This is a genomic window from Hymenobacter sp. AT01-02 (assembly GCF_000961955.2).
In the GTDB taxonomy this organism is placed as follows: domain Bacteria; phylum Bacteroidota; class Bacteroidia; order Cytophagales; family Hymenobacteraceae; genus Hymenobacter; species Hymenobacter mucosus.
The window spans coordinates 33,895-58,648 of sequence record NZ_JZIR02000017.1 but is presented as its reverse complement, the minus strand read 5'-3'; the positions used below and the strand labels follow the sequence as shown (position 1 = coordinate 58,648).

Sequence of the window (24,754 nt, the reverse complement as noted above, 5' to 3'; positions counted from 1 at the left end):
TAAACTTCCAGTCCCTAAAGCTCTGCAATTTCTTCGTGCCAGATCTTCTCCACTCCCAAAAAGAACTGCCCGATGAAACCGCCTTTTCGCGCCGCCACCATTGCTCCCCGTTCTACCTTCAGCCGGCTGTGGCAGGTAGCATTGGCAACAGTAGCCAGCGTGCTTGCTAGCCAGGTCCAGGCCCAAACGCCTACCGATACGGCCTTCGCGCGGCTGCTGCGCCAAAATCAGTTCACTCTTACCCAAACCGGCACCCAGTGCAGTGGCCCCGGTTGGGACAAGTTGCAACAGGACATCCGGAAAAGCACCCTGGTGCTGCTGGGCGAAGACCACGGCATGGCCCAAATTCCGCCTTTCGCGCAGGCGGTGGCGCAGGTGTTGAAGCCCAAAGTGTACGTAGCTGAAATAGATAAGTACCAAGCCCAGGACCTAACCCGCTTGGCGGCCCAGCCGGGTTTGCCCACGGCCTATTTGCAGCAGTTTCCCATGAGCTTGTCATTTTATAGCTGGGCCGAGGAGTTCGAGTTGGCGCGGGCCTTACGGGCCCAGAATACGAAGCTGGTGGGCGTAGAGCAGTTAGGCTTTGCCGCCACGGGCCGCTCTCTAATGCTGATGGCTGACCAAGTGAAACGCCCCACGACGCGCACGTTTCTGCGCAAGCAAGCCGCCGCCATCCAAGCCCACGACCGGGCGGCCCTGGTGGCCGGCAACTACGGCAGCATCACCATCAACGGTATGCGCCCTACCCTGCTCGACAGTTTGCGAAAAATGACCAGTACGGAGCCAGCAGGGGTACGCCAACTGCTACAAGACTTGGAAGCTAGCGTAAACATCTTCCGCATTAATGCTTCCGGCAAGTCCGGCGGCCACCAACTGCGCATCAACCTGATGAAACGCAACCTGCTGGCCGAGTTGCAGCCCTACCAGCAGGCTGGGCAAGCCTTGCCGCCCATGCTCTTCAAGTTCGGGGCCAACCACCTGGGCCGGGGCCGCAGCATCTGGGGCGACATCTACGACGTGGGCAACCTGGCCGTAAACCTGGCCGACGCCCACGACCAGAAAACGCTGCACATCTTGGTGATGGGTAAGCAGGGCAAGAAGGTGACAGGTCAGAACCCGGTAGACTTCAGCAAGAACGCCACCGCCTATTCTGCTGCCGACGACGCCATGCTCAAGCCGTTTATGGCCGCTACTCCCGCTGGTGCCGCTTGGCAAGTGTTTGATCTGCGGCCAATGCGCCGCGCCCTGCTCTACAAAGGGCTGCCCGTTGCAGACCAGGAGTTGCAAGCCGCCATTCTGGGCTACGACTATGTGGTCATCATTCCCGAAACCACCGCCAGCCATAACTACTAAGCCTGCTCGGGTAAGTCCTAAATGGGTTGTGAAACTTGCCCAGCCATTGGCGCACGGGGTATTTTAGCTGCCTACATGAGCCCGTCATCCTGAGCTTACCAAACGACGCTAGTACTAGCCTACCGCAAATTGCCATAGCAAACCCGTGCTGACTTTAGAAGTGACACCGGGAAGACAGGCGCACTTCTCCCTACCTTTGTGGCTGTATGGCCCGCATCCCGAAGGAAACCGTTGATCAGATTATCCACCACGCCGATATTGTGGAGGTAGTTGGTGACTTTGTGCAGCTGAAGCGCAAGGGACAAAACATGTGGGCCTGCTGCCCTTTTCATCACGAAAAGTCGCCGAGCTTCTCGGTAGCGCCTTCTAAAGGCCTTTATAAGTGCTTTGGCTGCGGCAAGGCCGGCGGGGTAGTCCAGTTCATTATGGATATTGAGGGTACCAGCTACGTGGAAGCCCTGAAGTACCTGGCCAAAAAATACGGCATTGATGTTCAGGAGGAAGAAAAGACACCTGAGCAGCAGTTAGCCCAAAACGAAAAGGACTCCCAGTTTATCGTTTCCAACTGGGCCAAGGACCACTACCACCGCCTGCTGCTCAACACCGACGAAGGGCAAAGCATTGGCCTGAGCTACCTGCGTCAGCGGGGGCTGAACCAGGCAACCATCAAAACCTTCGAGCTGGGCTACTCCCTCGACCAGTGGGACGACTTGCTAAAGGCGGGGGAAAAGCAGGGGTACGAACGGAAATACCTGGAAAAAACCGGCCTTGTTGTTGCCCGCGAGGATGACCAAGGCCACGACACCGGCCGTCGGTACGACCGTTTCCGGGGCCGCGTGATGTTTCCCATCCACAACGTATCAGGCCGCGTTATTGGCTTCGGGGCGCGTACGCTCAAGCCTAACGACAAAACGGCGAAATACCTCAACTCGCCAGAGTCGGAGATTTACCATAAGTCCGATGTGCTGTATGGTCTTTACCAGGGGCGGCAGGCTATTCGGGCCGAGGAGCTGTGCTACCTAGTAGAAGGCTACCTGGACGTGCTCAGTCTGCACCAGGGCGGCATCAAGAACGTAGTGGCTTCGTCCGGTACATCACTGACGGACGGGCAAATCCGCCTCATCAAGCGCTACACCGACAACGTAACGGTGCTCTACGATGGCGATGCGGCGGGTATTCGGGCCTCTCTCCGCGGGATTGATATGCTGCTGGAAGGGGGGCTGAACGTGCGCGTCGTCCTGTTTCCCGACGGCGACGACCCAGACAGCTACATCCGCAAAGTAGGCGACCAACGCTTCAAGGAACACCTCGACAATGCCAGCCAGGACTTCATTCAGTTTAAAACTGACCTGGTAAGCCGCGAAGCAGCCCAAGACCCAGTGAAGAAGGCGGAGGCCATCCGCGACGTGCTGCAAAGCATTGGCAAGGTGCCCGACCCAATTAAGCGGCAGGTGTTTTTGCAGCAAACCTCCCAGGCGTTCGGCATTGATGAGCAGGTCCTGATTTCGGAGTACAACAAGATTGTTCGGACGTCTACGGGCAAAGCTTCCGGTAGCAACGCCAGCGGTGGCGGTAGTAGTGCCGCTACTGGCACGTCCGCCAGCGGCAACGCACGCCCGGCCCCGCGGCCCATGAGCCCGGAGGAAGAAGCTGAGGCCCTCATGTACGGGGCCATGCCGGAGGATTTGGCTGGGGGCGACGTCCTCACGGCCCCGAAGGAAGACCTGGAGCCGGTACCCGATGTGCTGGAACAGTGCGAGCGGGAAGTAGTGCGGCTGCTACTGCTCTACTCGCCCCAACCCCTGGCTCCCGATGTAAGCGTAGCGCAGTACCTCCTGCAACAACTGGACGATACGCCCTTCAAAACCGGCCTCTATGCTGATTTGCTGCACCTGTGCCAGGAAGAACTGGAGCAGGGGCGCTGGCCGGAAGTGCGCACCCTCATTCAGCACGGCCGCTCCGATATTCGGGCCCTAGTGGCGGAGCTGGCGACGGAAAAGTACGAGCTGAGCCCCAACTGGACCACCCACCAGATTTACGTGCCCCGGGAGCTTGACCTGCTGCAAACCGCCTGCGACAACGCTATCCTGCGCCTCAACAAAATCAACGTGGAGCGGGAGTTAGCTACGCGCCTGGATGCCCTGCGCCACCCCCTCGACGATGCAACGATGATGGAGCACCTGCAAACCATTCGGTTGCTCAAACAAATGGACAACCAATTGGCCAGCATGCTTGGGACCGTTATTCCGCGGGCTAGTATGTAATCTGATTTTCGGGTAAGAGGGTGCGGGTAGGAGAGTAGGGGGACTGCCTCAGGAAGTGGCAGTCTTCTATTTTAGGCGTGCGCCCTTTGCTGTACCTTGTTGCGACTCGGCCCACATCAGGCCCGATTACCCTATGATCTCCCCTCGCCGGCCCCAACCAGCCGCCCTGCGCTACCTGCGCGACATCTGGCTCCGCTTCAACCTGAGCCGCTTCGTGGGCGCCTTAGCCCTGACTACGGTGAGCTTTGCCGTGGGCATTGTTGGCTTCATGTGGATTGAAAAATTCACGTTAGTAGATGCCTTCTATATGACCATGATAACCGTTTCTACGGTCGGCTTTGGGGAACTGCACCCCATGTCGCCGGCGGGGCGGTTGTTTGTGTCGTTGTATATCTTCTTCAACCTCTTGATGCTGGCTTACCTGCTGTCGGTGCTCACCACCTACATCTTCGACGGGGGCCTGCGCAATATGTTCGCCATGCTCAGAAACGACCAGGAAATTCGCCGCTTCGAGAACCACGTGATTGTGTGCGGCTTTGGGCGCAACGGGCGCAAAGCCTACCACGAGCTGCGCGCCAGCGGAGCCGACGTGGTGGTAGTGGAGCAGAACGAAGCTTTAGTACGCGCCGATGGCGAAGACACCGGGGCCACAATTCCGGCCGTGTTCGGAGATGCTACCCTTGACGACACCTTACGGGCCGCGGGTGTAAGCCGGGCCCGGGCCATCATCACGGCCCTTCCGAAGGATGCCGACAACGTGTTCGTGGCCCTTACGGCCCGTGAGCTGAGCCCTTCCATCACTATTATTGCGCGGGCTAGCCTCAAAACCTCAGAAACCAAGCTGCTCCGCGCCGGTGCCGATTCTGTAGTGATGCCCGATGAAATAGGCGGCTCGCACATGGCTAATCTCATTATGCGCCCAGAGGTAATCCGTTTTCTGGATATGATTTCGGGTTTGGGTCCGAACAAGCTGCGCCTGGAGGAATTGAGCACCACAGAGCTGCGGGCCGAATGGCAGGGGCGTAGCATCCGGGAACTGAACATCCGCAGCCGCACCGGCGCCACCGTTATTGGCCTGAAGCACCAGAGCGGTGAGTTCACCGTGAGCCCCGCGGCCGATCTGGTTCCCAGCCCCGGCGACGTACTCCTGTTCCTCGGTACCGACGCTCAGATTGTTACCCTGCTCGACCAATTTCGGATGGTGGAAACGGGGCCTAGCCGCCTTGGGGGCACCCCGCGCACGTAACCACTGGCGTTAGCTGGCGAACTGCTAGGCTTCGTTGGAAAGTACTCTTCCTACTACTTTGAATACTATGGGCTACCCGGTTTCCGGGCCGGATGCGTAGCTTTGCTCACTTTCCGCTCCGATTTTTCTCGCTTCCTACCGTGCACCTCCTCCAGCTTTGTCCGCGTGTTCCGTATCCGCCAACCGATGGGGGAGCCATTGCCGTGTACGACGTGACGGCCGGGCTGGCGCGGGCGGGGCACCAGGTAACAGTGCTGGCCCTAAACACGCCCAAGCACTACCAGCCCGCTACCGTGCTCGACCACCTGGGCCCGAACGTACGCCTAATTACGGTAGATGTAGATACCCGCCTTTCGCCGGTAAAAGCCCTGCGCAACCTGCTCGCTAGCAAGCTGCCGTATAATATTGAGCGTTTTGTGAGCCCCGCCGTGGAAGCGCAACTAGCCACGCTGCTACGCGAAAACCAGTTCGATGCTGCGCAGATTGAAGGTAGCCTGGCTTCTTGGTACGTAAGCACGCTCAAGCGCTTGGCCCCGCAGTTGCCCGTTGTGCTGCGGGCTCATAATGTGGAGTACACTATCTGGCAGATGCTGGCGGAGCGCGAAACCAACGTGCTAAAGCGCTTCTATCTGCGGCACCTGGCCCGCCGCTTGCAGCGCTTTGAGGAGCAAACCCTACCGCAATTTGATGCCGTAGCCGCTATTACCGAGCCCGACCAGCGCCGCTTGCGGGCACTGGGCTGCAAAGAGCCTGTGGTATTTGTGCCGGCTGGCGTTGACCTAAGCCGCTTTCAACCTGATTCGGCCATTCGGCCCAAGCCGCGTACGCTCTACATGATTGGCTCGCTCGACTGGCTCCCGAACCAGGAGGGGCTAGACTGGTTTCTGGCTGAAGTGTGGCCCCAGGTAACCGAAAAGTATCCCGACTTGGAGTTGCACATTGCGGGCAAGGAAATGCCCACCCGCTTCCGTAACCTCAAGCTGCGCAACGTGTGCATCCACGGCTTTGTGGAGTCGGCGGCGGTGTTTATGCAGCAGTATGAGGTGATGGTAGTACCCCTGCTAAGCGGCGGAGGCATGCGCATCAAAATCATTGAAGGCATGGCCATGGGTACCTGCATCATCAGTACCGGGTTGGGGTCGGAGGGCATTCATGTGCGCGACAACTTTGATATTATCCTTTGCGATGAGCCCCTGGAATGGGTAGACCGCATTGGGCGCTACTATCGTGGCGAACTGAACCAGGAAGCCGTGGGGCAGGAAGCGGCCCGCACTATTGCGCGCCTCTACGACAACCGCCGCATTGTAGAGAGCTTTTTGGAACTGTATAACACTCTCACGCTCGGGCGCGCATGATGGTAGTGGAGGCAGTAGCAACGGGTGTGTTGTGGGGTAGCTTGGGGCTGGTGGCTCATACCTACGTGCTGTTTCCGGCGCTACTATCCCGTCTGGCCCGTGCGCGCCGCCAAAACCAGCACGTGTACGCCCGGCACGGCCCCGACCTGCCCCCCGTTGATGTGCTACTGGCTGTGTACAATGAGGAGCAAGTCATTGAAGAGAAGATCCGCTCTACGTTCAACACTACGTACCCCCTGGAGAAGCTCACCTTCTACATTGGCTCTGATAACTCCCAGGACCAAACTAACACGCTGGTAGAGCGCCTGGCGGCTGACTATCCGGGCTTGCGGTTTCGGCCGTTTGGGGAGCGCACGGGCAAACCCGGCATTATGGAGGCGTTGGCCCGCGAGGCAACTGCGCCCGTACTTGTTCTCACCGATGCCAACGTGTTTTTCGCCTCGGATACATTGTTTCAGCTTGTCAAGCACTTTCGTAACCCTGCCATTGGCAGGTGGGCGGTAACATTCTAAACCCGGAGCACCGCCAGGAGGGCATATCCAGTCAGGAAAAAGCTACCTAGAGCGCGAGAACCTCATTAAATACCAGGAGGGTGTTGTGTGGGGGGCCATGATTGGAGCGTTTGGCGGGTGCTTTGCCGTGCGCCGGGCCTGCTACCATCCGGCTCCGGCCGCTTTCTTGGTCGATGACTTTTTCATTTCCATGGCGGTGCTGCAAGATGGCTACCAAGCTATTAATGAACTCGAAGCCGTCTGCTACGAGGACGTGTCAGACCGGCTACCGGAAGAATTTCGGCGCAAAGCCCGCATTTCCGCCGGCAACTTCCAGAACCTGCTTGCTTTCCGGCGCCTCCTGTGGCCGCCCTGGCGCGGGGTAAGCTTTGCGTATTGGTCGCATAAGGTGCTGCGCTGGATGACGCCCCTGCTGCTGATTCTGATGGTAGTGGCCAATGTGGTGCTGGTGGCCCTCGGAGCAGGGTGGTTTTACCAGCTGATGTTGGCCGGCCAGCTCGGAGTACCGCTGCTGCTCTTGCTCGATGCTGCCCTGCGCCGCCGCGACACGCACTCGCGCCTGCTGCGCTTTATCACCCATTTCTACAGCATGAATGCGGCCTTGCTACTAGGACTATGGCGTTACCTGCGCGGGGTGCGCACTACGGTGTGGGAGCTACCCAGCGGTTTCAGCAAAGTAAATAGACCCGGCCCGCCCGCCTGCGGAGCAGTGGCTGCATCGGTGCTGCGGAGCCGGCCAGTGGCCCGTGAAGTGCAGTAGGTACGCTGACTTTCACAGTCTCCTGACAAGAGTTGGGAAACTACCATGGCTGCGCTTTGCAAATTCTGCTGCATATTAACCAGCCGATGCTTCTCATGGGCTTACTTCTACTCCCCTAATTCCCCGCCATGACCTCTAACCTGCGTATTGCCATTTTGGGCTGCGGCAACATGGGCCAGGCCTTTGCAAAAGCCTTTCTGAACTACGACTTAGTAGCCCGCGCCGACTTGCTACTGCTGGGCCGCGACGACGTGCATTGCCAGCGCCTCACTACCCTAATGCCCGGCCTGCCCACCGGCACGCTTACGGTGGCCGTAGGCGAGTACGACATGGTGCTGCTGGCCGTGAAGCCCCAGGATTTTTGGCGGGCCGCCGAAGGCCTGCGCAGTGTGTTGCGTCCCCGGCAAATTGTGTTGTCTATTATGGCGGGTATTCCCATTGCGCGCTTGCAGCGGGAGCTAAATCACCGCCAGGTGCTGCGCGCCATGCCCAATACGCCGGCCCTGCTGGGCATGGGTATCACTGGTTTCTCGGCCTCGCCGGAGGTAGAGCGGAGCCGCTTGCACCAAGTAGAAAACCTAATTAACGCCACGGGTAGGTCAATTTTCTTGGAGGATGAAACCATGCTCGACGCCGTAACGGCCGTAAGTGGCAGTGGCCCCGCCTACTTCTACTACATCGTGCAAGCCATGATGCAGGCCGGTAAGGAGCTAGGATTCACCGAGTCGGTAGCGGGGCTGCTGGTGAAACAAACCATGCTCGGGGCCTTCCACCTGCTCAACAACTCCGATAAGACAATCGACGAGCTAATTGGGGCCGTGGCTTCCAAGGGCGGTACCACCGAAGCGGCGCTGGGAGCTTTTCGCGCCGGTGGGCTCAGCGAAACCATTATTTCGGGCATGAAAGCAGCCCAGCAGCGCGCCACAGAGCTAGCCAAGGAGTAAGAGGGCGCAGAAGATGGCGGAAATAGCGAGGCGGGGTAAGCAAATTAATCCAATCCCTTAGTGTCAACGGCAGTGTTCGTAACTTCGCGGCACCGTTGCTGGTTGTAGCAACAGCTTCGCATTCGTTCCCGCCGGAACACCCCCGCGAAATCCTTTTACTCCGTTACATCCGCTATTCATGCTGGATTCCATTGAAGACGCCATTGCCGACATTCGCGCCGGCAAGGTGGTAGTAGTCGTTGACGACGAAGACCGCGAAAACGAAGGCGACTTTATCTGCGCGGCCCGCTGCGCCACGCCTGAGGTAATCAATTTCATGGCTACTCACGGCCGTGGCCTGGTGTGCGCACCGCTTATTGAGCAGCGCTGCGAAGAGCTGGGGCTGGAGCTGATGGTAGGCCGCAACACGGCTCTGCACTCTACGCCCTTCACCGTTAGCATCGACCTGCTAAAGAATGGCGTGACAACCGGTATTTCTGCCTCCGACCGTTCTAAAACCATCCTGGCCCTCATCGACCCCGAAACCAAGCCGGACGAGCTGGGCAAACCGGGCCATATCTTCCCCCTCAAAGCCCGCAAAGAAGGGGTGCTTCGTCGGGCGGGCCATACCGAAGCCGCCATCGACCTCGCTCGTTTGGCGGGGTTTGAACCGGCTGGGGTGCTCGTAGAAATTCTGCGCGAGGATGGGGAAATGGCCCGCTTACCCGAGCTGCGGGAGGTAGCCACCAAGTGGAACCTTAAGCTGATTTCGGTACAGGACCTGATTAAGTACCGCCTCGAAAAGGAAAGCCTCATCACCCGCGAAATTTCCGTGAAGCTGCCCACCGACTACGGCGACTTCGACCTGATTGCTTACACCCAGCGCAGCACCAACGCCCAGCACTTAGCTCTGGTGAAAGGCGATATTTCGGGCCCCGAGCCCGTGCTGGTGCGCGTGCATAGCTCCTGCGTTACGGGCGACATCTTCGGCTCCTGCCGCTGCGACTGTGGCCCTCAGCTCCACCGCGCCATGCAGCAGATTGAGCGCGAAGGACGCGGCGTGATTGTGTACATGAACCAGGAGGGCCGGGGCATTGGCCTGCTCAACAAGCTGCGCGCCTACAAGCTCCAAGAGCAGGGCCGCGACACGGTAGAAGCCAACTTGGAGCTGGGCTTTGGTATGGATGAGCGCGACTACGGGGTAGGCGCCCAAATCATCCGAGACCTGGGTATCTCGAAGATGCGCTTGCTTTCCAACAACCCCCGCAAGCGCACGGGCCTAATAGGCTACGGCTTAGAGATTGTGGAGTCGGTAGCAATTGAAGTAGAGCCCAACGAGCACAATGAGCGCTACCTCACCACTAAGCGCGACAAGCTGGGCCACACCATCCTCCACAAAGACCGCACCCCGCACCCCGACGTAAAGGCTGCTACCTCGGAGTTGTAGGCGGAGAGTAGCACAACAGAAGCCCCGGCCGGAAATTTTCCAGCTGGGGCTTCCTGTTTTATTATAAATAGATGCGGCTGATTACCTGAAGCTATATATCCGCTTAGCGCGCCGGGGCGCACTATGTATCTGCTGCTCGGCAATGAGAGAGGCAGCAGTATTTGCGTGGGCTACACGGCGTACGTGTTGGAACTGAAGGGCAACTACCTGATTTTGATAATCAGGTGTTCAGCGTCAAGGACCATAGCAACAAAAATGAGCTGACTATCGGCAACGTGACCATGACGTTTGATCCGGCACGGCATGTGTTGTCGTTGAACGATGCAGGCGGCCCGGAAAAAGCGGATGCATACGCCAATAAACCATTTAGGCCGTTCAAGCTGGTATTCCGGCAGGGGCAGTTTGTGCCGCTGCCGTAGCTGCTACCGAAATCCGCTGGTCTTCGTATCCTGTGGTATGAAACAGCTTCTCGGCCCATTCTTCTTGCTCCTGCTGTCCTTGGCTGCTCACGCCCAACGGACGGGCACGGGCTTCACCCAGCAGTTCAACCAAGCATCCGTGTTGCTGTCTACCGGCGACACTCTCAGTGGCCCGCTGGCCCTGCACCGCTCCGAAGACATGCTCACTATGACTATGGCCGACAATACCGTGCGCACTTTGCCGGCCGTGAATGTGCAGAGCTTTGCTGTGCAAGGCGAGCGATACGACCGGCGCCGAGAACAGTACTACTACGATGACTTCTACTCCATGCGGCAGGGGTACTATTACGGGAGTCCTTTCTTTAACAGCATGCCCGTGCCACGCCGCCGCGAGCGGCCCGATACGGCCCTGGTGCGCGTGTTCCGGACCTACCGCTGGAACCGCGACAACGACTACAGTGACTTCCGTACCCCTGGCTTCTTTGAGCAGCTCAGCGGTGGGCCCATCATCTTGCTTCGGCGTGAAGGCCTGATTGAGCGACCCGTAAATTACAACGGGCCCATTGGTTACGGCGGCTATGGGTATGGGTCTCCCTACGGTGCCGGCCGCACCATGGGCTACTACACCGACGTGAAAGACAATTTCTACCTGGGTATGCCCAACGGGAACGTGCTCCCTCTGCGCAATCCTAAGAAGGACTTGCTATCCTATTTTCGCAACCATAACCGGCAGATTTAGCAGTACGTCAAGCAGAACAAGCTCAACTACACTGACCCCCGCGAGCTGGCCTACATTGTGAACTACGCCAACTCGCTGCAAAAATAGGCGGCACTTTACTTGTCTGCCGCATCGGGCAACTTGCCCCCACTCCAACGCATGATGGGGTAGCGCAGGTGGGACTTTTCATAGTACTCCGACTGGCGGTACACCCAATCGAGCTGGGCTGCCCCACTTGCGGCGAAGGCGGCGTTTTGCTGTTTCAGCTTTTCCAGACGCGCCCGCAGGGTGGGGTCTTTCCGCAGCAGATCGGCAGCTACGTCCTCAAACACGTAGTCAGAGAAGTACTCTTTCTGCTGCAAAATGCTGTCAAAGAAGCCCCAGGAGAAAAACGAGTCGGTGGCTTGGGGTTCTAGAGTTTCTACAAGGTAGCGCGCGGTAGGCTGGTTTAGCCAGGCTACGTAGTCGCCAGTATGGAAGGCAGTGGGTTGCTGCACCGTGCGTAGTTCCACTTGGGAGTGCAGGTAATGCCCCTCGTACGGGCGCGGCCCGGTTTTGTAGTCCTGAACATAATATACCTCGCCCGTCAGGGTCGTGTCGCGGGTGAGGCGGCGCAGGCTGGTACCGGCGCGGCGCAGGCGGTCTACTACTTCCGTCCAAGCCTGGGGGATGAGGTAGGCCTGGGGGCGCTGCACCGCCAGGGTAGGCCGGAAGGTGTTGTAGTATGGAATCTGGCGCGAGTAGGGAGCCTGGCGGTCGTAGGAGAGGCGGGGCTTATTGCTGATTTCACTGGGCGTAAGGCGGCCCTCATACCCCAGAAACGTGACTGTTTCGGCCGCTGTGGTGTCTAGCTTCCAGGCCAGCGGAAACGTAGTTTGGGCAGCTAGCTGGCTATCGGCTTCGGCACGGGCCTGGCCGATAGCGACTTTGTCGTGCACTACGGCGTGAATCAGTAAGTCGAGGAAGTCATACTGAGCCTTTACCCGCGGAGTGTAGGCTTTCAGCATGTGGGTTTCGGTGATGAAGCCGATAGTATTGAACAGCGCCGTATAGCCGGAGGAATAGCGGGGCGTCTCCAGAAAACCTACGAGGCCCCGGGCGTCGGGCGTGCGGCCCTCAAAGTCCACGTAGGGCGTCATAGGGGTGGCACGCTGCTGCATGCCACCGTAGAGCTGGGGAAGCAGCGTTTGGGTCATGTACTGACTCAGGGCCGGATGCAGCTTATCTTTCTGCGTAGCAATAAGAGTCATGGCGTACTGGTAGTCGGCCCCATCGGAGGTGTGCGTATCCACAAACACATCAGGACGCCAGCGGGTGAGCAGCTCGGCAAACGTGCGGGCATTGCGCGAGTCCTGCTTCACGTAGTCCCGGTTCAGGTCGAGGTGGCGGGCGTTGCCGCGGAAACCGTACGACTCCGGCCCGTTCTGGTTGGCGCGCGTGGTGCTGTTGCGGTTCAGGGAGCCATCCACATTGTAAATGGGAATAATAACCAGCGTAATATCCCGCAGCTGCTGCCGCAGTTCGGGTTTCTGCACGTAGTCGCGCGCCAGGGCCATGGCAGCGTCAATGCCTTCCGGTTCGCCCGGGTGGATGCCGTTCTGAATCAGAATTATGCGGCGGTTCTTGCTCCGCACCTTGGCCGGCTCAAAGGTTTTGTCTAGCCCTACTACCACCTCGTGCAGGGGTAGGCCGGCATCCGTGCCGCCTATTTCCCGCATGCGTATTTCTGGGTAAGCTTTGTCTAGCCGCTGGTAGTAGGCAATGCACTCGGCATAGGTAGTGGTGGTATTGCCGTTGCCTTTCTCGAAGGGGGTGCGCCAGTCAGGAGAGGAGGCGGGAGCTGCAAGCAGCAGGGTAGAAAGCAGGAAGGAGAGCATACGCAGGAGCCGCAATAAAAAATCATCCCCCGCAAAGCGAAGGATGACAAAGAAAAGGCAGAAAAGGGGAAGCGTCCTACTAACTATCCAGTCAGGACCGCCGCAAGCCATGAATAGTGGGCTAATACAGCCGGCGACGCGGCGGGAAGATCAACTGGTCGACGCTATACTTACCAGGACCCGTAAAAAGCAACCCTAAAAATAAAAAGGCCGATTCCAGGGCGTGAGAGTAAGCCGCAAAGCCGTCTCCGGTACTCAGGTGCTGAAGAGTGGCTAGGAGCATGGTGGCCAGGAGCAGCGCACAGGTAAGGCGGAAAAACAAGCCAATGGCGAGCAGTTGCCCGCCCACGGCTTCGGCTGCGGCCGCCAAAAAACCCCAGAAAGCTGGGGCTACGCTCACGCCTATCACTTTCATGGCACCTCCAACCTGGGTCCAGGTTTCCATTCCGCCGATGAGCTTGGGGTAGCCATGCAAGGTGAACATAAACCCAATGCCCACGCGTAGCAGGAGCAAGCCAAGATCATGCGTGCGGTAGCGGTTTTCAAACAAAGCCATAGGCAAAGCAGGGAAAGGCCGGGCAGAACAAGAAAGGAATACAGGGCTGTAGTGTGCAGCTTGCGTTGGCAAAGTACCAGAAATATGCGGTTGCCCAACAAGTCGGGGCGAAACCTTACTGGTAAAGCAACACGCCGGTAATGCGAGCCGCGGGCGGAATATCAGCTGAGTTCATTTCCTCGGGGTGCTTGGCTGGCAGAGAGTTAGGGTCAATTACCCAGGCCATCTTGACCTCCCCTGATACGGCGGCGAAACCGGCCGGGGTGGGGCGCACCCGCGTGAGGCCAAGGTTCTGACGAGCCGCACCAAACGGCGAACCTACCCAATGCCCTCGGCCGTGCGGTACTGCGAATCGTAGATACGAATGCGGCGCAGGCGAAACCCAGCGCTAGAGTCGCCAATGAGGTGAAGAATGGTGGGCGGCGCGGTTGGTTGCTGGGCGTCGCGCATCTCGTAGGCGGGCAGCTGCTTGCCATTATCGGTGTAGGTAGTGGCGCGTAGCAAGCTGGCGGGCACTACCTTTTTAATCTGCTCTTCCCGCATGCCCAGGCGCAAACGGCCGGCTTGGCCAGGGCTGAGCAGATGAAGAGAGTCGGGAAGGGGGGCGCCCGCCAAGGGAGATGGAACGCCGGGCACCTTGGCTACGGCCGCAGCACCTGGCTCGACGGCGGCGGGGTCCGTGGCCCCATTCTCCGGCACAAAGGGTGGCGAGCCGGTATCGGTGGCGCTGCGGGAGTCGCAGGCGCTGAAGGCAGCACTTAGCACGGTGGCAGCCAGGGCCGGCAAAAAGGGCAAGAAACGGTTCAGCATCCTCTCCATACGCAGCCACAAGACAGGTTGTTAAGGTAGGCGCTCGGAAGAGGCGCCCACGCGTAATCGAATCGTAATTGACCGTCGGCACGTAGGTTGCGTACCTTTACCATCCTTTCCTGTTCACCTCTAGCCTAGTTGCCCGTGTCTGCCGAAGCCCGCAAACCGCTCATTCTTATCTCCAACGACGACGGCATTACTGCCCCCGGCATTGCTACCCTCGTCCGCGTCATGGCCCGTATCGGCGAGGTAGTCGTGGTAGCGCCCAATTCCCCGCAGTCGGGTATGGGCCACGCCATCACCATTGGCCATCCCCTGCGCCTCGATGCCAGCACCATCTTTCCCGGTATCGAAGCCTACGAATGCAGCGGCACCCCCGCCGATTGCGTGAAGCTGGCCAAACACTACGTACTGAAGGACCGCAACCCCGATTTGGTAGTGTCAGGCATCAACCACGGCTCCAACTCTTCCGTGAATGTGTTGTACTCCGGCACTATGTCGGCGGCCATTGAGGCGGCCATCGAAGGACTGCCAGCCATTGGCTTTTCCTTGTGCGAGTACGGCCACGACGCGGATTTCTCCCACACCGAGGGCTGGATTGAGCACCTCACGCGTCAGGCCCTGGAGCACGGTATCCCGGCCGGTACGGCTCTGAACGTCAACATTCCCAAGAATTCCGAAACGCCCATTGTGGGGGCTAAGATCTGTCGGCAGGCCCGCGCGAAATGGCAGGAGGAGTTTGACCTGCGCCACGACCCTCACCGTCGCCCGTACTACTGGTTGATTGGGGAATTTGTGAACCTGGATAATGGTACCGATACCGATGAGTGGGCCCTAGCGAACAACTACATTTCCATTGTGCCCTGCCAGTTTGACCTCACAGCTCATCATGCCCTGCGCGACATGAACACTTCCTGGCAGCTACGGAGTACTCCCGTGGCAGAGCCTGCTGCTAAGCCAGCGCCCCACGTGGGCAGCGCCACGCCCGAGCCCGGTGAGTCGGCGGAGGGCCTCGGATAAGTAGCTCCACCTCACCACAACAAACAGCCCCGGCTACTACTAGTCGGGGCTGTTTGTTGTGGTGAGGTATTTAGTAACGGGGAGAATGATGGGAGTGAAGCGGCTGGTGTTCGGGAAAACCGGGCACCTCCGAAACATGCTTGTGAGGCTCCGGAACATGCTTTCGGATGATGGGCACCGATGCCAAAGGGTGGGGTAGCGTAGAAGGCTGGTGCCCGCGCCACAGCAACACCACCAAGGCGGCCAACACGAGTGCCGCAAGCAACAGCTTTTTCATTGCGAGGAGTAGAAAGGGTAGTTATCAAATCTACTTTGCCTCGCATGAAGGCCGGGTGAATCTACTACTGGCTGACGCGCCGGGTAGCAGTAGTGCGGCGAGTGGCCGTTTTTTTGGTAGCGGGGGCCGGCGTCGTTTTGGTTTGCGTGCGGGTTGAAGAGTGGTAGTTGCCACTGGGGGTAGCCACGTTGTGGGTGCGCGCGGTGGTCCGGGTAGTGCCTGCCGCCGAGGACTGCGTGCTGGTAGTGGTTGTCTTTTGTTGAACAGCCTGGGCCTGGGCGCCCATCGTGGCAAGGGAGAAGCTTAGCAGAACGAGCAGCTTTTTCATACTACAAGGAAAAAAGAGGTGGGAGATATGGACCATATACGTAAACTTTTCCCGTATAGTCGTGCTTACTCGCTGCATTGCTAGGGAAACCGTAGCGCAAACGTAGTGCCCTTGCCTACCTCCGATTCTACCGTCAAATCAGCCTTGTGAAACTCGGCAATGGTTTTGGCAATGGGTAGCCCCAGGCCGTAGCCTTCCGGGGCCGCTGCCCCCGCCTGAAAACGCCGAAACCGGTCGAACAGGTGGGGGAGGTGCTCAGGCGCAATACCCGGGCCCGTATCCGTTACGGCCAGGCGGTAGCCGCTCCCCTCCGGCCGGCCGGTAATGGTTATGCTGCCGCCCCATTTGTTGTACTTGATAGCGTTGCTGACCAAGTTGAACAGTAGCGTGAACAGCAGCGTGCGGTTAGCCTGGGGTAGTACGTAGTCGGGGCGCAAGTCTTCCAGCAGCTTCAGTTCCCGCTGGGCCAGGCGGTCTTCCAACTCGTTGGTTACTTCGGCCAGCACCGTAGCCACCGATACGGCCTCGTCGCGCAGGTACTGTTCGTTTTCAATGTTAGCAATTAAAAGTAGTGTTTTTACCGTGTTGCGCAGGCGGTACAGCGTCTTCTGCGACTCTACAATTTTGAGCGAGTGAGCGTGGCTAAGCTCCGGGTCTTGCAACATATTCTCGAACCTCGACTGCAGAATGCTCACCGGAGTTAGCAACTCGTGCGACACATTGGACATAAATTCCCGCTCTTTCTCAAAGGCCGACTGAATCTTGCGCATCATCGTGTTCAGGTCGTTATCGAGGCGGCGAAAATCGGTCGTAGCCGTATCAAGCGGCGTGTAGGAAAAGGCGGAAGGGTGGTGAACCCCTTTTAGCTTGCGGGTAATGAGCTGGCGCAGAGGCCGCAGTAGGTAGTGGGCAAAGGCGGCGTCGGTGAAAATGGTGATGGCGGCGCCAATGACGAGCACCCACAAGGCCATGCGGCGCAACGTATCCGTCAGTAGCTCCACCGTGGCCAAGGACGAGCCGATTTCCAGACGGTAGGGGCGGCCCTTGATGGTGAAGTGGTAGCTCAGAATGCGGAAGTCTTCAATATCATTGTCTACCTGCCGGGGCTCGTCGAAGATGCGCGGACTGGCCTCCGAACGGGCCGCCGCCGACAGCGGACCCAAGCTGATATATTCCTGCTTGAGAATGTTATAATCGGCGTAGGCCTCGCCTTGCACGAATGCCGATATGCCGTTGCGCCGGATGAGCTGCATGACCTCGGCCTGCTTTTCGTGCAGGCGCTCGTCGGTATGCGCTACGGCCACCCGGCTAACTACCGGTGGAATCACGACGGCCCCCAGCAGCACGAGCAGCAGCTTCGACAAGGCATTAAACAGGGCGAGCTTGGCTTCTAAGCGCATGGCCGTTAGCCCGCTTCAGTTACCCGGTACCCTATACCGCGCACCGTTTCCAGAAAATCGGTGGGTGCGAATTGCCCCAGTTTCTTGCGGATATTCTTAATGTGTACGTCAATGTAGTTAGAGTCGGAGTCGTCTTCCAGCACGTTGCCCCATAGGTGCTCCCCCAGTTGCAAGCGCGTGAGTACCCGGTTTTTGTGCAGGAGGAGGTAGTGGAGTAAGTCGAACTCCTTCTTGGTTAGGGACACGTCCTGGCCTTGGTAACGCAGGGTGCGTCCGGTCGCATCAAGCTGAAAGCCGTTGCCGAAGTCCAGCTCTTGGCGCTTCAGCCCAAACTTGCGCCGCATGATGGCCTGCATGCGGCTTTGAAGTTCAAGTAAGGAAAATGGTTTGGGCAAGTAGTCGTCGGCTCCCAAGTCCAGGCCCCGAATTCGGTCGTCGAGGGCACCGCGGGCCGTCAGGATGATAAAGGAGGCTTCCTGGGCATCGTTCTGGCGGGCTTCGCGCAGCAGGTCCAGGCCGTCGCCATCGGGCAAGCCCAGGTCTAGCAGCACGAAATCATAGCTATTCACGAAGATCTTCTCGGAAGCCTCGGCGTAGGTATACGCCGAGTCGACAAGGTATTGGGACTGCAGCAGGAACTGACGTACCTCCTGGTGGAGGCTTTTTTCGTCTTCGACAATGAGCACGTGCATAAGAGAAACCGTAACGAATGATGCCCCAACATACGCACCACAGGCGTGAAGAGTGAATGAAGAGTGCGTACCAGGGTGCCAAACCAGTCAGTTCTCTCGGTGAAGCCGGGGTAGGCGGGGCGAATCGGAAGCCTTGCTGCATCCTTGAGCGCCTGGCTTCGTTACTCTGCTTACAGTTCAATCCTCAGTTCAACCCCACGCCCTGCACCCGGATGCCGCCGGAACTAGTCAGTATTATTATTCCCACCTACAAGGAGGCCGCTGGTATTGGGGCTTTGCTCCGCTATTTGAGTGCCAGTGCGGGCCCAGCTGGAGGGGTAGAACTGCTGGTAGTTGATGCGAACAGCCCTGATGCAACCGCCGAGGTAGCCCGGCAGGCCGGGGGCCGCGTGCTGGTGCTGAACCAGAAGGGGCGTGCCGCGCAGTTAAACGCTGGCGCCGCTGCCGCCCAGGGGCACATTCTGTACTTCCTGCACGCCGATACCTACCCCCCGGCCAACTTTCTACCCGCCATCCGGCAAGCCCTAGCCACTGGGGCCGGTAGCGGCTGCTTCCGCTTGCGCTTCGATCATCCCCACTGGTTTCTGCGGGCCAATGCTTGGTTTACGCGCTTCGATGTGGATGCCTTCCGGTTCGGCGACCAAAGCTTGTTTACCCGCCGGGAGGTGTTTTTGCAAGCGGGTGGCTTCCGGGAAGAGTTGCTGCTGCTGGAAGATCAGGAAATTGTGACCCGACTGCGACGGCACGGCGCCTTTCGGGTGCTGCCGCAGACAGTGGTTACCTCCGCCCGCAAATACCTGGAAAATGGGGTGTTCCGGCTGCAAAGCATTTTTGCTTTCCTCTGCCTGCTCTACCGCCTGCGGGTACCCCAGCCCTGGCTAGTGCGCGTGTACAACCGCCTGATCAGGTGGTAGGTTAGTGCCGCAGAAAGGCGCCCAGTTCGGTAATAGAAGCAATACCAAGCTGCTGGGCCTGTTGGCGGCGCATCAGGAGGGCGTAAGTATTGTTGAAGCCAATAGGAGCCAGCCACTCCAAGCCGTAGCGCCTGCGAAACTCCTGACGCACGTAGCCCAGCACGGCCGGCGAGGCGCTGCCTACCGAATCGAGGGTAGCGGCTGGGGGCTGCAGAATCACCAGCAACCCCGTGCCTGTGTATTCTGGATACAAGTCGATGTCGCCATTACGCAGCGCCTCGAAGCAAATGCTGGTGCCGCCCAGGCCAGTTTTGGTAGCTACATCCAAATCGGTATAGCCACGAATAAGGGCCGCGTACATCTCAATGAGAATGTATTGCTCGGCAAAGATTTTGGAACCCAGCCGGATAGTAGCGCCCCGTACCGGTTGGGGCTCGTGCCAGAGTCCCCGCTGACGCAGAAAATCCTGGGCTACGGCGCGCGGCGTTTCGTGTCGGTAATCGACGCGGTAGTTTAATTCAGTCATTACCGAGTCGGAAATCTGCCCGTTGAGGCGAGCTAGCACGGCGGTTAGTTCGGGGTGCTGGCGTAGTACTTGCTGGCGCACTACGGGTACGGCCTGGTAGGGCGGGAAGGCGCGCTGGTCGTCGTGTAGTACTTGCAAGTCGTAAGCACGGATGCGGCCGTCGGTAGAATACCCGTCGATAACGTCTACGTCGCCGTGGCGGGCTGCTTCGTACACCAGCGCCGGGGCCAGCACCACGGAGGCGGCTTGAGGCCATACTTCTGGCGTAGGCCCGGCAGGCCATCGGCCCGGCCCACAAACTCAGGACTAAACCCCGCCAGCAGTCGGCTGGTAGCCCGAGGAACGAGCAGCAATCCTGCTAGGAGCGGGAGCATCAGTAGCAACACTTGGCCCGTACGCATAAGCTGGCGGGTAGCTTGTGGGCGAGCCAGCCCAGGGCCCCATCAAACAGCAAAGCCAACACAGCCGCCGGAATGGCTCCGGCTAAAATCATGGCGGGCTTGTTCAACGCAATGCCACCAAAAATGAACTCGCCGAGGCCGCCCGCAGCAATGTAGGCGGCCAGGGTGGCCACCCCTACATTGATAACGGCCGCGGTGCGAATACCGGCCAGCAGCACCGGCAAGGCCAGCGGCAGCTCCACCTGAGTCAGCACCTGCGTATCCGTAAAACCTAGTCCCCGAGCCGCGTCCACCACAGCCGCATCTACGCCCTGCACGCCCGCCACCGTGTTGCGAATAATGGGCAGCAGGGAGTACAGAAACAGTGCAAGAATGGCGGGCTTCCACCCAATGCCGATGACTGGAATCAGAAAGCCAAGCAAGGCAATACTAGGAATGGTTTGGAAGACGCCCGCGGTGCCTAGTACCCACGGTGCCAGCCGCGGCCGCCGCGTGAGCAGCAGCCCCAAGGGCACACCAATCACTACGCCCAGCAGCAGAGAAGCCGCCGTGAGACCAATGTGCTGAAGGGTTTGCTCACCCAATTTGCCGGCCTGTGCTTGCCAGAAAGTAAAGAGTTCGGTAAGCATAGTTTAGGAGGTGCGCAGGCGTTGAATGGTCCGCCCAAAGGCCGTCATCAGGTTGGTAAAGAGAAAGGAACAGGACCAGTCTCAGGCTGCTCGGGCAGGGGTGCTACCCATACCAAGGCAGGCGCCGTACTACCCGAAACGGTAGCGTCAGCTGTGCTCAATAGCGCAATTGCATCTTGAATGCTTGCAATAGGTGATATGGTGTTACTGTCTGATTTATAGTTTGGTATGGATAGTGATTCATGATTAAAAACCGCGTCTGCCATTACGTCACATACCTGCAGGGTGCGGAGCTGTAAGGCAAGTTGCTCGGCTTCAAAGAACTGTCGTACGAAGTCGTTGGCAGGTTGGAAGAGCAACTCCCGGGGCGTGCCCAACTGCTGCACCTTGCCTGCATCAAGCAGCATGATTCGGTCGGCTAGTTCGAAGGCTTCAGTTACGTCGTGCGTAACGAGCACCACAGTTTTGCGACGCAGTTCCTCTAACTCCCGGAAGTCGCGCCGCACGCTGGCGCGCGTGATGGGGTCCAGGGCACCAAAGGGTTCGTCGAGCAGGATGATGGGTGGGTCGGCGGCCAGGGCACGGGCCAAACCCACCCGTTGCTGTTGCCCCCCAGAAAGCTGGTGTGGGTACTGCGCGGCGTAGCGCTCCGGAGGCAGGTGTAGGCGGGCAAGTAGAGCCTCGGTGCGGGCTGCCACCTGGGCCGCGGGATGGCCCAGGAGACGCGGCACTACGGCAATGTTATCGCCTACCGTGTAGTGGGGCAGGAGGCCTACTTGCTGGATGACGTAGCCAATGCCCCTGCGCAGCGCCGGGGCCGCTTGGCTGCGCACGTCTTGGCCCTGTATGTACACCGCCCCAGTGTCTGGCTCCACTAGGCGATTAAGCATGCGCAGCAGCGTCGTTTTGCCGCAGCCACTAGGGCCCAGCAATACCAGCGTTTCGCCCGCCGCTAGCGTAAAGGATACGTCTTGCACCACCGTATGACGGCCGTAGTGCTTGGTGAGGCCGCGGGCTTCAATGGCGGGCGGAACAGGAGAAGGCATAGGTGCAGAGGCTGACAGACTGGTAAGGTAGGCAGATACCCATCATCTGCGGCAGCCTCACCTACCAGGAGAAATAAAGCAGCGTCTATTTCGGGTTGAGCACACTGCGTATCTTGGCTGCTCTGAACCTTGCTATGATGTTACCACAACTTCTTCGCCGCGCCCTGCTACCTCTTGCTTTGCTGGGCTTCGTCCGTACCTCTACGGCCCAGGTATACACCCAAACTGATCCACTGGCCCACACCTTTTCCATTGTGGCCCGTGACCCCCAAACTGGTGATATGGCCGTGGCTGTGCAAAGTCATTGGTTTTCGGTGGGCACGTCCGTAAGCTGGGCCGAGGCTGGGGTAGGGGCCGTTGCTACCCAATCCTTCACCAACAAGTCGTTTGGTCCTCGTGGCTTAGCCCTACTGAAGAGTGGCAAGTCGGCCCAAGAAACGCTGGATGAATTGCTCCGCACCGACGAAAGCCGCGAGGTGCGCCAAGTAGCCGTCATCGACAACCAGGGCCGGGTGGCTACCCACACCGGTGCCAAGTGCATTGATATGGCCGGCCATCAGCAAGGGCCGCAGTTCTCGGTACAAGCCAATATGATGCTCACCAACAAGGTACCGGCAGCCATGGCCCGCGCCTACGAGCAAAATGCCAAGCTGCCTTTCGCCGAGCGTGTCGTGTCGGCGTTGGATGCGGCCCAGGCTGCTGGCGGCGACGTTCGGGGCCGACAATCGGCGGCGCTACTGGTTGTGCGGGGCAAGCCTGGGGCCGGCATTTGGGAAGACCGTGCAATTGACCTGCGGGTAGACGATGCCGCCGACCCATTGAAGGAGCTAAGTCGCCTTCTGCGTCTGCACCGCGCCTACGAGCACATGAACGCTGGCGACCTAGCCGTGGAGAAAAATGACGTGCCCGGTGCTATTCGCGAGTATGAAGCAGCCGAGAAGCTTTTTCCTCAGAACCTGGAAATGAAGTACTGGCACGCCATCAGCCTTGCCAACAAGCAGCAGGTGCCCCAGGCCATGAAGCTTTTGCAGCCTATCTTCAAGCAAGACCCCAACTGGCGTACCCTTACGGAGCGCCTACCCAAGGTAGGGCTGCTTACCGTAAGCGCCGCGGAGCTGAAACAAATCCTGAGCTTGTAAGGCGGAGAAGCCTCGTCGCTAAGGAGCCTTTCCCATTGTATCATTACACGCCTACCTGGTACTTTTTTTCATGAACAAACTTTCGCGCCCTGTGCTGTGGATGCTCCCGCTGCTCACCGTGCTTATTCTGGGTACTGCTTTCGGCCCGAAGGCAGGGCAGCGCTACACCAGTGCCCCCGACACGGTTGTATATATTGTGCGCCATGCTGAGAAGGATCTGACCCCTAATTTACCTGACCCCGCCCTCACGCCGGTTGGGCAGGCGCGGGCCTTGGCATTGCGTAAGCGTCTGGCATCCCGCCCCAGAATTAGGGGTGTTTTCAGTACAAATACTGGCCGCACGCGAGCTACGGCGCAACCCCTGGCTGAGCGTTACGGGCTACCTATTGAAAATTATGATGCCAAGCAGCTCCCAGTGCTGGCGGAACGCATCAAGCGCGACTTTCGCGGCCAAGCGGTGCTCATTGTTGGGCATTCCAATACCATTCTCGAAACTGTAGAAGCTTTTGGCGCCGCTCGTCCCGTAGCCAGCATTGGCGACGACACGTATGATTATCTGTTGAAAGTCACTATTCCAGGGAGTGCAGCAGGGCCCGCTACGGCCGTGGCGGAGCATTACGGTGCTAAGCACTAACTGAGCCCGCCTGCAACCTAGCTCACATTTCCTGCTACTTTTAGCCGTCCATCTTCCTTTGCAGGCCGATGGGCGGCTTTCTTTTGTCATTTCTCTCCTGCCATATGCGTACATCTCTCCGCCGCCTAACCGTAGGTGCTCTGGTTCTGCTCGGTGCTGCCGGAACTGCCACCGCCCAAACGGGCGCAACCAAAATCGACTCCTTAGCCATCCGCAAAATCTACGATGAGGCGCTGGCTCGCGGGCAGAGCTACGAAAACCTGCGGGAACTCACGGGCACCATTGGGGGCCGGCTAAGTGGCTCACCCGAGGCCGAGAAAGCTGTGCAGTGGGGCAAAATCACCCTGGAAAAAATGGGGGTAGACCGGGTGTACTTGCAAGAAGTGATGGTACCGCACTGGGTACGTGGGGCCAAGGAAAAAGCTACCGTGAAGGGCAACAAGGGCAAAGGGCTAACTCTAAATGTTTGCGCTCTGGGCGGCTCAGTAGGCACCAATGGCAAGCTGAGAGCACAGGTGGTAGAAGTGCGTAGCATGCAGGAGCTAGCAGCCCTGCCCGATGAGAAGGTAAAGGGTAAGTTTGTGTTCTTCAACCGGCCAATGAACCCGTTGTACGTAGAAACCGGCCGGGCCTACGGCGAGGCCGGCGACCAGCGCCGCAGCGGTGCCATTGAGGCGGCCAAGCGTGGGGCCGTAGGAGCTTGGTGCGCAGCCTCACCCTGGCCCACGACGATTTTCCCCACACGGGTACCATGGCCTACGATAACCAGGTAACCAAAGTGCCGGGCGCCGCGCTCAGCACCAATAGTGCCGATGAGCTTAGCCAACTGCTCAAAGCTGACGCTGGCCTAACGGTGGAGCTGGAAATGGCCTGTCAGACCTTGCCCGAGGTGAAAAGCTACAACGTGGTGGGCGAAATAAAGGGCTCTAAGTACCCCGATGAAATCATCACCGTTGGTGGTCATCTTGATTCTTGGGACCTAGCCCAGGGGGCTCACGACGACGGTACTGGTTGCGTACAAAGCATTGAGGTGCTTCGCCTGCTGAAAGCCACGGGACTCCGGCCAGAGCGTACGGTGCGGGCCGTGCTGTTTATGAACGAAGAAAACGGCACCCGCGGTGGCAACAAATATGCGGAGCTAGCCAAAGCAGCCAACGAGAAGCACATAGCCGCTATGGAGTCGGACGGTGGTGGCTTCACGCCCCGGGGGTTCAACGTGGAGGCCCCCGAAGCCACGGTACGGCGTCTGCAGCAGTGGCAGCCCCTGTTTCACAGCTACGGCAGCGCTGATTTTTCGGCGGGTCATGCCGGCACCGATATTGGGCCTCTAAAAGGGCAGGCCAAAGCCTCATTGGCTACGAATGCGACTCTCAGCGTTACTTCGATATTCACCACACGGCCGCCGACACATTCGATAAAGTAAACCGCCGCGAATTAGAGCTTGGTGGAGCGAGCATGGCTTCCCTTGTGTATTTAATCAGCAAATACGGTCTGTAATCCGGCTAAGG

At 58.8% G+C, this 24,754-nt stretch carries 28 protein-coding genes; 16 read left to right on the top strand and 12 right to left on the bottom strand.

Annotated features, from left to right (window positions below; genetic code table 11):
• Nucleotides 1-72 precede the first annotated feature (72 nt).
• The 10 genes from VI25_RS07770 to VI25_RS07725 all read left to right on the top strand — a co-directional run bounded on the left by VI25_RS07770 (nucleotide 73) and on the right by VI25_RS07725 (nucleotide 11,018).
• A complete protein-coding gene (locus VI25_RS07770; RefSeq protein WP_045689292.1) occupies nucleotides 73-1,353 on the top strand; it encodes a hypothetical protein in 1,281 nt (426 codons plus the stop codon).
• A 206-nt stretch (nucleotides 1,354-1,559) separates the two neighbouring features.
• Nucleotides 1,560-3,617 carry a DNA primase gene (gene dnaG, locus VI25_RS07765; RefSeq protein ID WP_045689293.1) on the top strand — a complete coding sequence of 686 codons (2,058 nt, stop codon included), beginning with the start codon at nucleotides 1,560-1,562 and terminating at the stop codon, nucleotides 3,615-3,617.
• 133 nt (nucleotides 3,618-3,750) lie between these two features.
• Nucleotides 3,751-4,863, top strand: coding sequence for a potassium channel family protein (locus VI25_RS07760; protein WP_052695343.1), 1,113 nt, complete (start codon nucleotides 3,751-3,753; stop codon nucleotides 4,861-4,863).
• A gap of 140 nt (nucleotides 4,864-5,003) precedes the next feature.
• Nucleotides 5,004-6,218 (top strand): glycosyltransferase family 4 protein, encoded by a 1,215-nt coding sequence (locus VI25_RS07755; protein ID WP_072144777.1) that lies wholly within the window; start codon nucleotides 5,004-5,006, stop codon nucleotides 6,216-6,218.
• Nucleotides 6,215-6,730, top strand: coding sequence for a glycosyltransferase (locus VI25_RS07750; protein WP_052695344.1), 516 nt, complete (start codon nucleotides 6,215-6,217; stop codon nucleotides 6,728-6,730). The genes VI25_RS07755 and VI25_RS07750 overlap by 4 nt, the downstream gene beginning before the upstream one ends.
• Before the next feature lie 97 nt (nucleotides 6,731-6,827).
• A complete protein-coding gene (locus VI25_RS07745) occupies nucleotides 6,828-7,490 on the top strand; it encodes a glycosyltransferase family 2 protein (protein ID WP_055562412.1) in 663 nt (220 codons plus the stop codon).
• A 140-nt stretch (nucleotides 7,491-7,630) separates the two neighbouring features.
• Complete coding sequence (gene proC / locus VI25_RS07740; protein ID WP_045689311.1) at nucleotides 7,631-8,434, top strand: pyrroline-5-carboxylate reductase; 804 nt, start codon at nucleotides 7,631-7,633, stop codon at nucleotides 8,432-8,434.
• Nucleotides 8,435-8,612: 178 nt separating this feature from the next.
• Entirely contained in the window at nucleotides 8,613-9,860 is a 1,248-nt protein-coding gene (locus tag VI25_RS07735) for a bifunctional 3,4-dihydroxy-2-butanone-4-phosphate synthase/GTP cyclohydrolase II (protein ID WP_045689295.1), read from the top strand.
• 224 nt (nucleotides 9,861-10,084) lie between these two features.
• Entirely contained in the window at nucleotides 10,085-10,279 is a 195-nt protein-coding gene (locus tag VI25_RS07730) for a hypothetical protein (protein ID WP_236704954.1), read from the top strand.
• A 37-nt stretch (nucleotides 10,280-10,316) separates the two neighbouring features.
• The gene (locus tag VI25_RS07725) at nucleotides 10,317-11,018 is read left to right on the top strand and encodes a hypothetical protein (RefSeq protein ID WP_045689297.1); all 702 of its coding nucleotides are present in this window, start codon (nucleotides 10,317-10,319) and stop codon (nucleotides 11,016-11,018) included.
• 95 nt (nucleotides 11,019-11,113) lie between these two features.
• Here VI25_RS07725 and VI25_RS07720 read toward each other — a convergent pair whose 3' ends face one another.
• From VI25_RS07720 to VI25_RS07710, 4 genes are all read right to left on the bottom strand, one after another.
• Nucleotides 11,114-12,874: a M14 family zinc carboxypeptidase gene (locus tag VI25_RS07720; RefSeq protein ID WP_045689298.1), complete on the bottom strand. Its 1,761-nt coding sequence runs from the start codon at nucleotides 12,872-12,874 to the stop codon at nucleotides 11,114-11,116.
• A 121-nt stretch (nucleotides 12,875-12,995) separates the two neighbouring features.
• Complete coding sequence (locus tag VI25_RS07715; RefSeq protein ID WP_045689299.1) at nucleotides 12,996-13,430, bottom strand: DoxX family protein; 435 nt, start codon at nucleotides 13,428-13,430, stop codon at nucleotides 12,996-12,998.
• 115 nt (nucleotides 13,431-13,545) lie between these two features.
• A complete protein-coding gene (locus tag VI25_RS25080) occupies nucleotides 13,546-13,704 on the bottom strand; it encodes a hypothetical protein (protein WP_161806895.1) in 159 nt (52 codons plus the stop codon).
• 44 nt (nucleotides 13,705-13,748) lie between these two features.
• Nucleotides 13,749-14,249: a hypothetical protein gene (locus VI25_RS07710; protein ID WP_161806894.1), complete on the bottom strand. Its 501-nt coding sequence runs from the start codon at nucleotides 14,247-14,249 to the stop codon at nucleotides 13,749-13,751.
• 129 nt (nucleotides 14,250-14,378) lie between these two features.
• On the opposite strand from VI25_RS07710, the gene surE reads away from it, so the two are divergent.
• Nucleotides 14,379-15,260 carry a 5'/3'-nucleotidase SurE gene (surE, locus tag VI25_RS07705; RefSeq protein WP_045689301.1) on the top strand — a complete coding sequence of 294 codons (882 nt, stop codon included), beginning with the start codon at nucleotides 14,379-14,381 and terminating at the stop codon, nucleotides 15,258-15,260.
• Nucleotides 15,261-15,330: 70 nt separating this feature from the next.
• Here the strand turns inward: surE and VI25_RS07700 are convergent, their stop codons facing one another.
• From VI25_RS07700 to VI25_RS07685, 4 genes are all read right to left on the bottom strand, one after another.
• On the bottom strand, nucleotides 15,331-15,537 hold the full coding sequence (locus VI25_RS07700) for a hypothetical protein (RefSeq protein ID WP_045689302.1): 207 nt from the start codon (nucleotides 15,535-15,537) through the stop codon (nucleotides 15,331-15,333).
• Nucleotides 15,538-15,601: 64 nt separating this feature from the next.
• A complete protein-coding gene (locus VI25_RS07695) occupies nucleotides 15,602-15,865 on the bottom strand; it encodes a hypothetical protein (RefSeq protein WP_045689303.1) in 264 nt (87 codons plus the stop codon).
• 80 nt (nucleotides 15,866-15,945) lie between these two features.
• Nucleotides 15,946-17,265 (bottom strand): sensor histidine kinase, encoded by a 1,320-nt coding sequence (locus VI25_RS07690; RefSeq protein ID WP_045689304.1) that lies wholly within the window; start codon nucleotides 17,263-17,265, stop codon nucleotides 15,946-15,948.
• 5 nt (nucleotides 17,266-17,270) lie between these two features.
• The gene (locus tag VI25_RS07685) at nucleotides 17,271-17,957 is read right to left on the bottom strand and encodes a response regulator transcription factor (protein ID WP_045689305.1); all 687 of its coding nucleotides are present in this window, start codon (nucleotides 17,955-17,957) and stop codon (nucleotides 17,271-17,273) included.
• 56 nt (nucleotides 17,958-18,013) lie between these two features.
• On the opposite strand from VI25_RS07685, the gene VI25_RS07680 reads away from it, so the two are divergent.
• Nucleotides 18,014-18,871, top strand: coding sequence for a TIGR04283 family arsenosugar biosynthesis glycosyltransferase (locus VI25_RS07680; RefSeq protein WP_236704952.1), 858 nt, complete (start codon nucleotides 18,014-18,016; stop codon nucleotides 18,869-18,871).
• Between the two features lies 1 nt (nucleotide 18,872).
• On the opposite strand, the gene VI25_RS26645 is transcribed toward VI25_RS07680, so the two are convergent.
• Genes VI25_RS26645 through VI25_RS23980 form a run of 4 tightly spaced genes read right to left on the bottom strand, consistent with a single transcriptional unit; the run spans nucleotide 18,873 to nucleotide 21,473 of the window.
• A complete protein-coding gene (locus tag VI25_RS26645; RefSeq protein WP_236704950.1) occupies nucleotides 18,873-19,634 on the bottom strand; it encodes a glycine betaine ABC transporter substrate-binding protein in 762 nt (253 codons plus the stop codon).
• Nucleotides 19,583-19,771, bottom strand: a complete 189-nt coding sequence (locus VI25_RS26640) for a hypothetical protein (protein ID WP_236704948.1) — start codon at nucleotides 19,769-19,771, stop codon at nucleotides 19,583-19,585. Before VI25_RS26640 ends, VI25_RS26645 begins: the two co-directional genes overlap by 52 nt.
• Entirely contained in the window at nucleotides 19,771-20,427 is a 657-nt protein-coding gene (locus tag VI25_RS26635) for an ABC transporter permease (protein WP_236704947.1), read from the bottom strand. Before VI25_RS26635 ends, VI25_RS26640 begins: the two co-directional genes overlap by 1 nt.
• A gap of 47 nt (nucleotides 20,428-20,474) precedes the next feature.
• Nucleotides 20,475-21,473 carry an ABC transporter ATP-binding protein gene (locus VI25_RS23980; RefSeq protein WP_082455444.1) on the bottom strand — a complete coding sequence of 333 codons (999 nt, stop codon included), beginning with the start codon at nucleotides 21,471-21,473 and terminating at the stop codon, nucleotides 20,475-20,477.
• A gap of 134 nt (nucleotides 21,474-21,607) precedes the next feature.
• Between VI25_RS23980 and VI25_RS07665 the strand changes: the two genes are divergently transcribed.
• From VI25_RS07665 to VI25_RS28380, 4 genes are all read left to right on the top strand, one after another.
• Nucleotides 21,608-22,612, top strand: a complete 1,005-nt coding sequence (locus VI25_RS07665) for a DUF1028 domain-containing protein (protein WP_316934284.1) — start codon at nucleotides 21,608-21,610, stop codon at nucleotides 22,610-22,612.
• A 70-nt stretch (nucleotides 22,613-22,682) separates the two neighbouring features.
• Nucleotides 22,683-23,246: a histidine phosphatase family protein gene (locus tag VI25_RS07660; RefSeq protein ID WP_082455443.1), complete on the top strand. Its 564-nt coding sequence runs from the start codon at nucleotides 22,683-22,685 to the stop codon at nucleotides 23,244-23,246.
• A 104-nt stretch (nucleotides 23,247-23,350) separates the two neighbouring features.
• The gene (locus tag VI25_RS28385) at nucleotides 23,351-24,019 is read left to right on the top strand and encodes a hypothetical protein (RefSeq protein ID WP_316934283.1); all 669 of its coding nucleotides are present in this window, start codon (nucleotides 23,351-23,353) and stop codon (nucleotides 24,017-24,019) included.
• Nucleotides 23,998-24,669 carry a M20/M25/M40 family metallo-hydrolase gene (locus VI25_RS28380; protein ID WP_316934282.1) on the top strand — a complete coding sequence of 224 codons (672 nt, stop codon included), beginning with the start codon at nucleotides 23,998-24,000 and terminating at the stop codon, nucleotides 24,667-24,669. The genes VI25_RS28385 and VI25_RS28380 overlap by 22 nt, the downstream gene beginning before the upstream one ends.
• The last annotated feature ends 85 nt before the right edge of the window (nucleotides 24,670-24,754 follow it).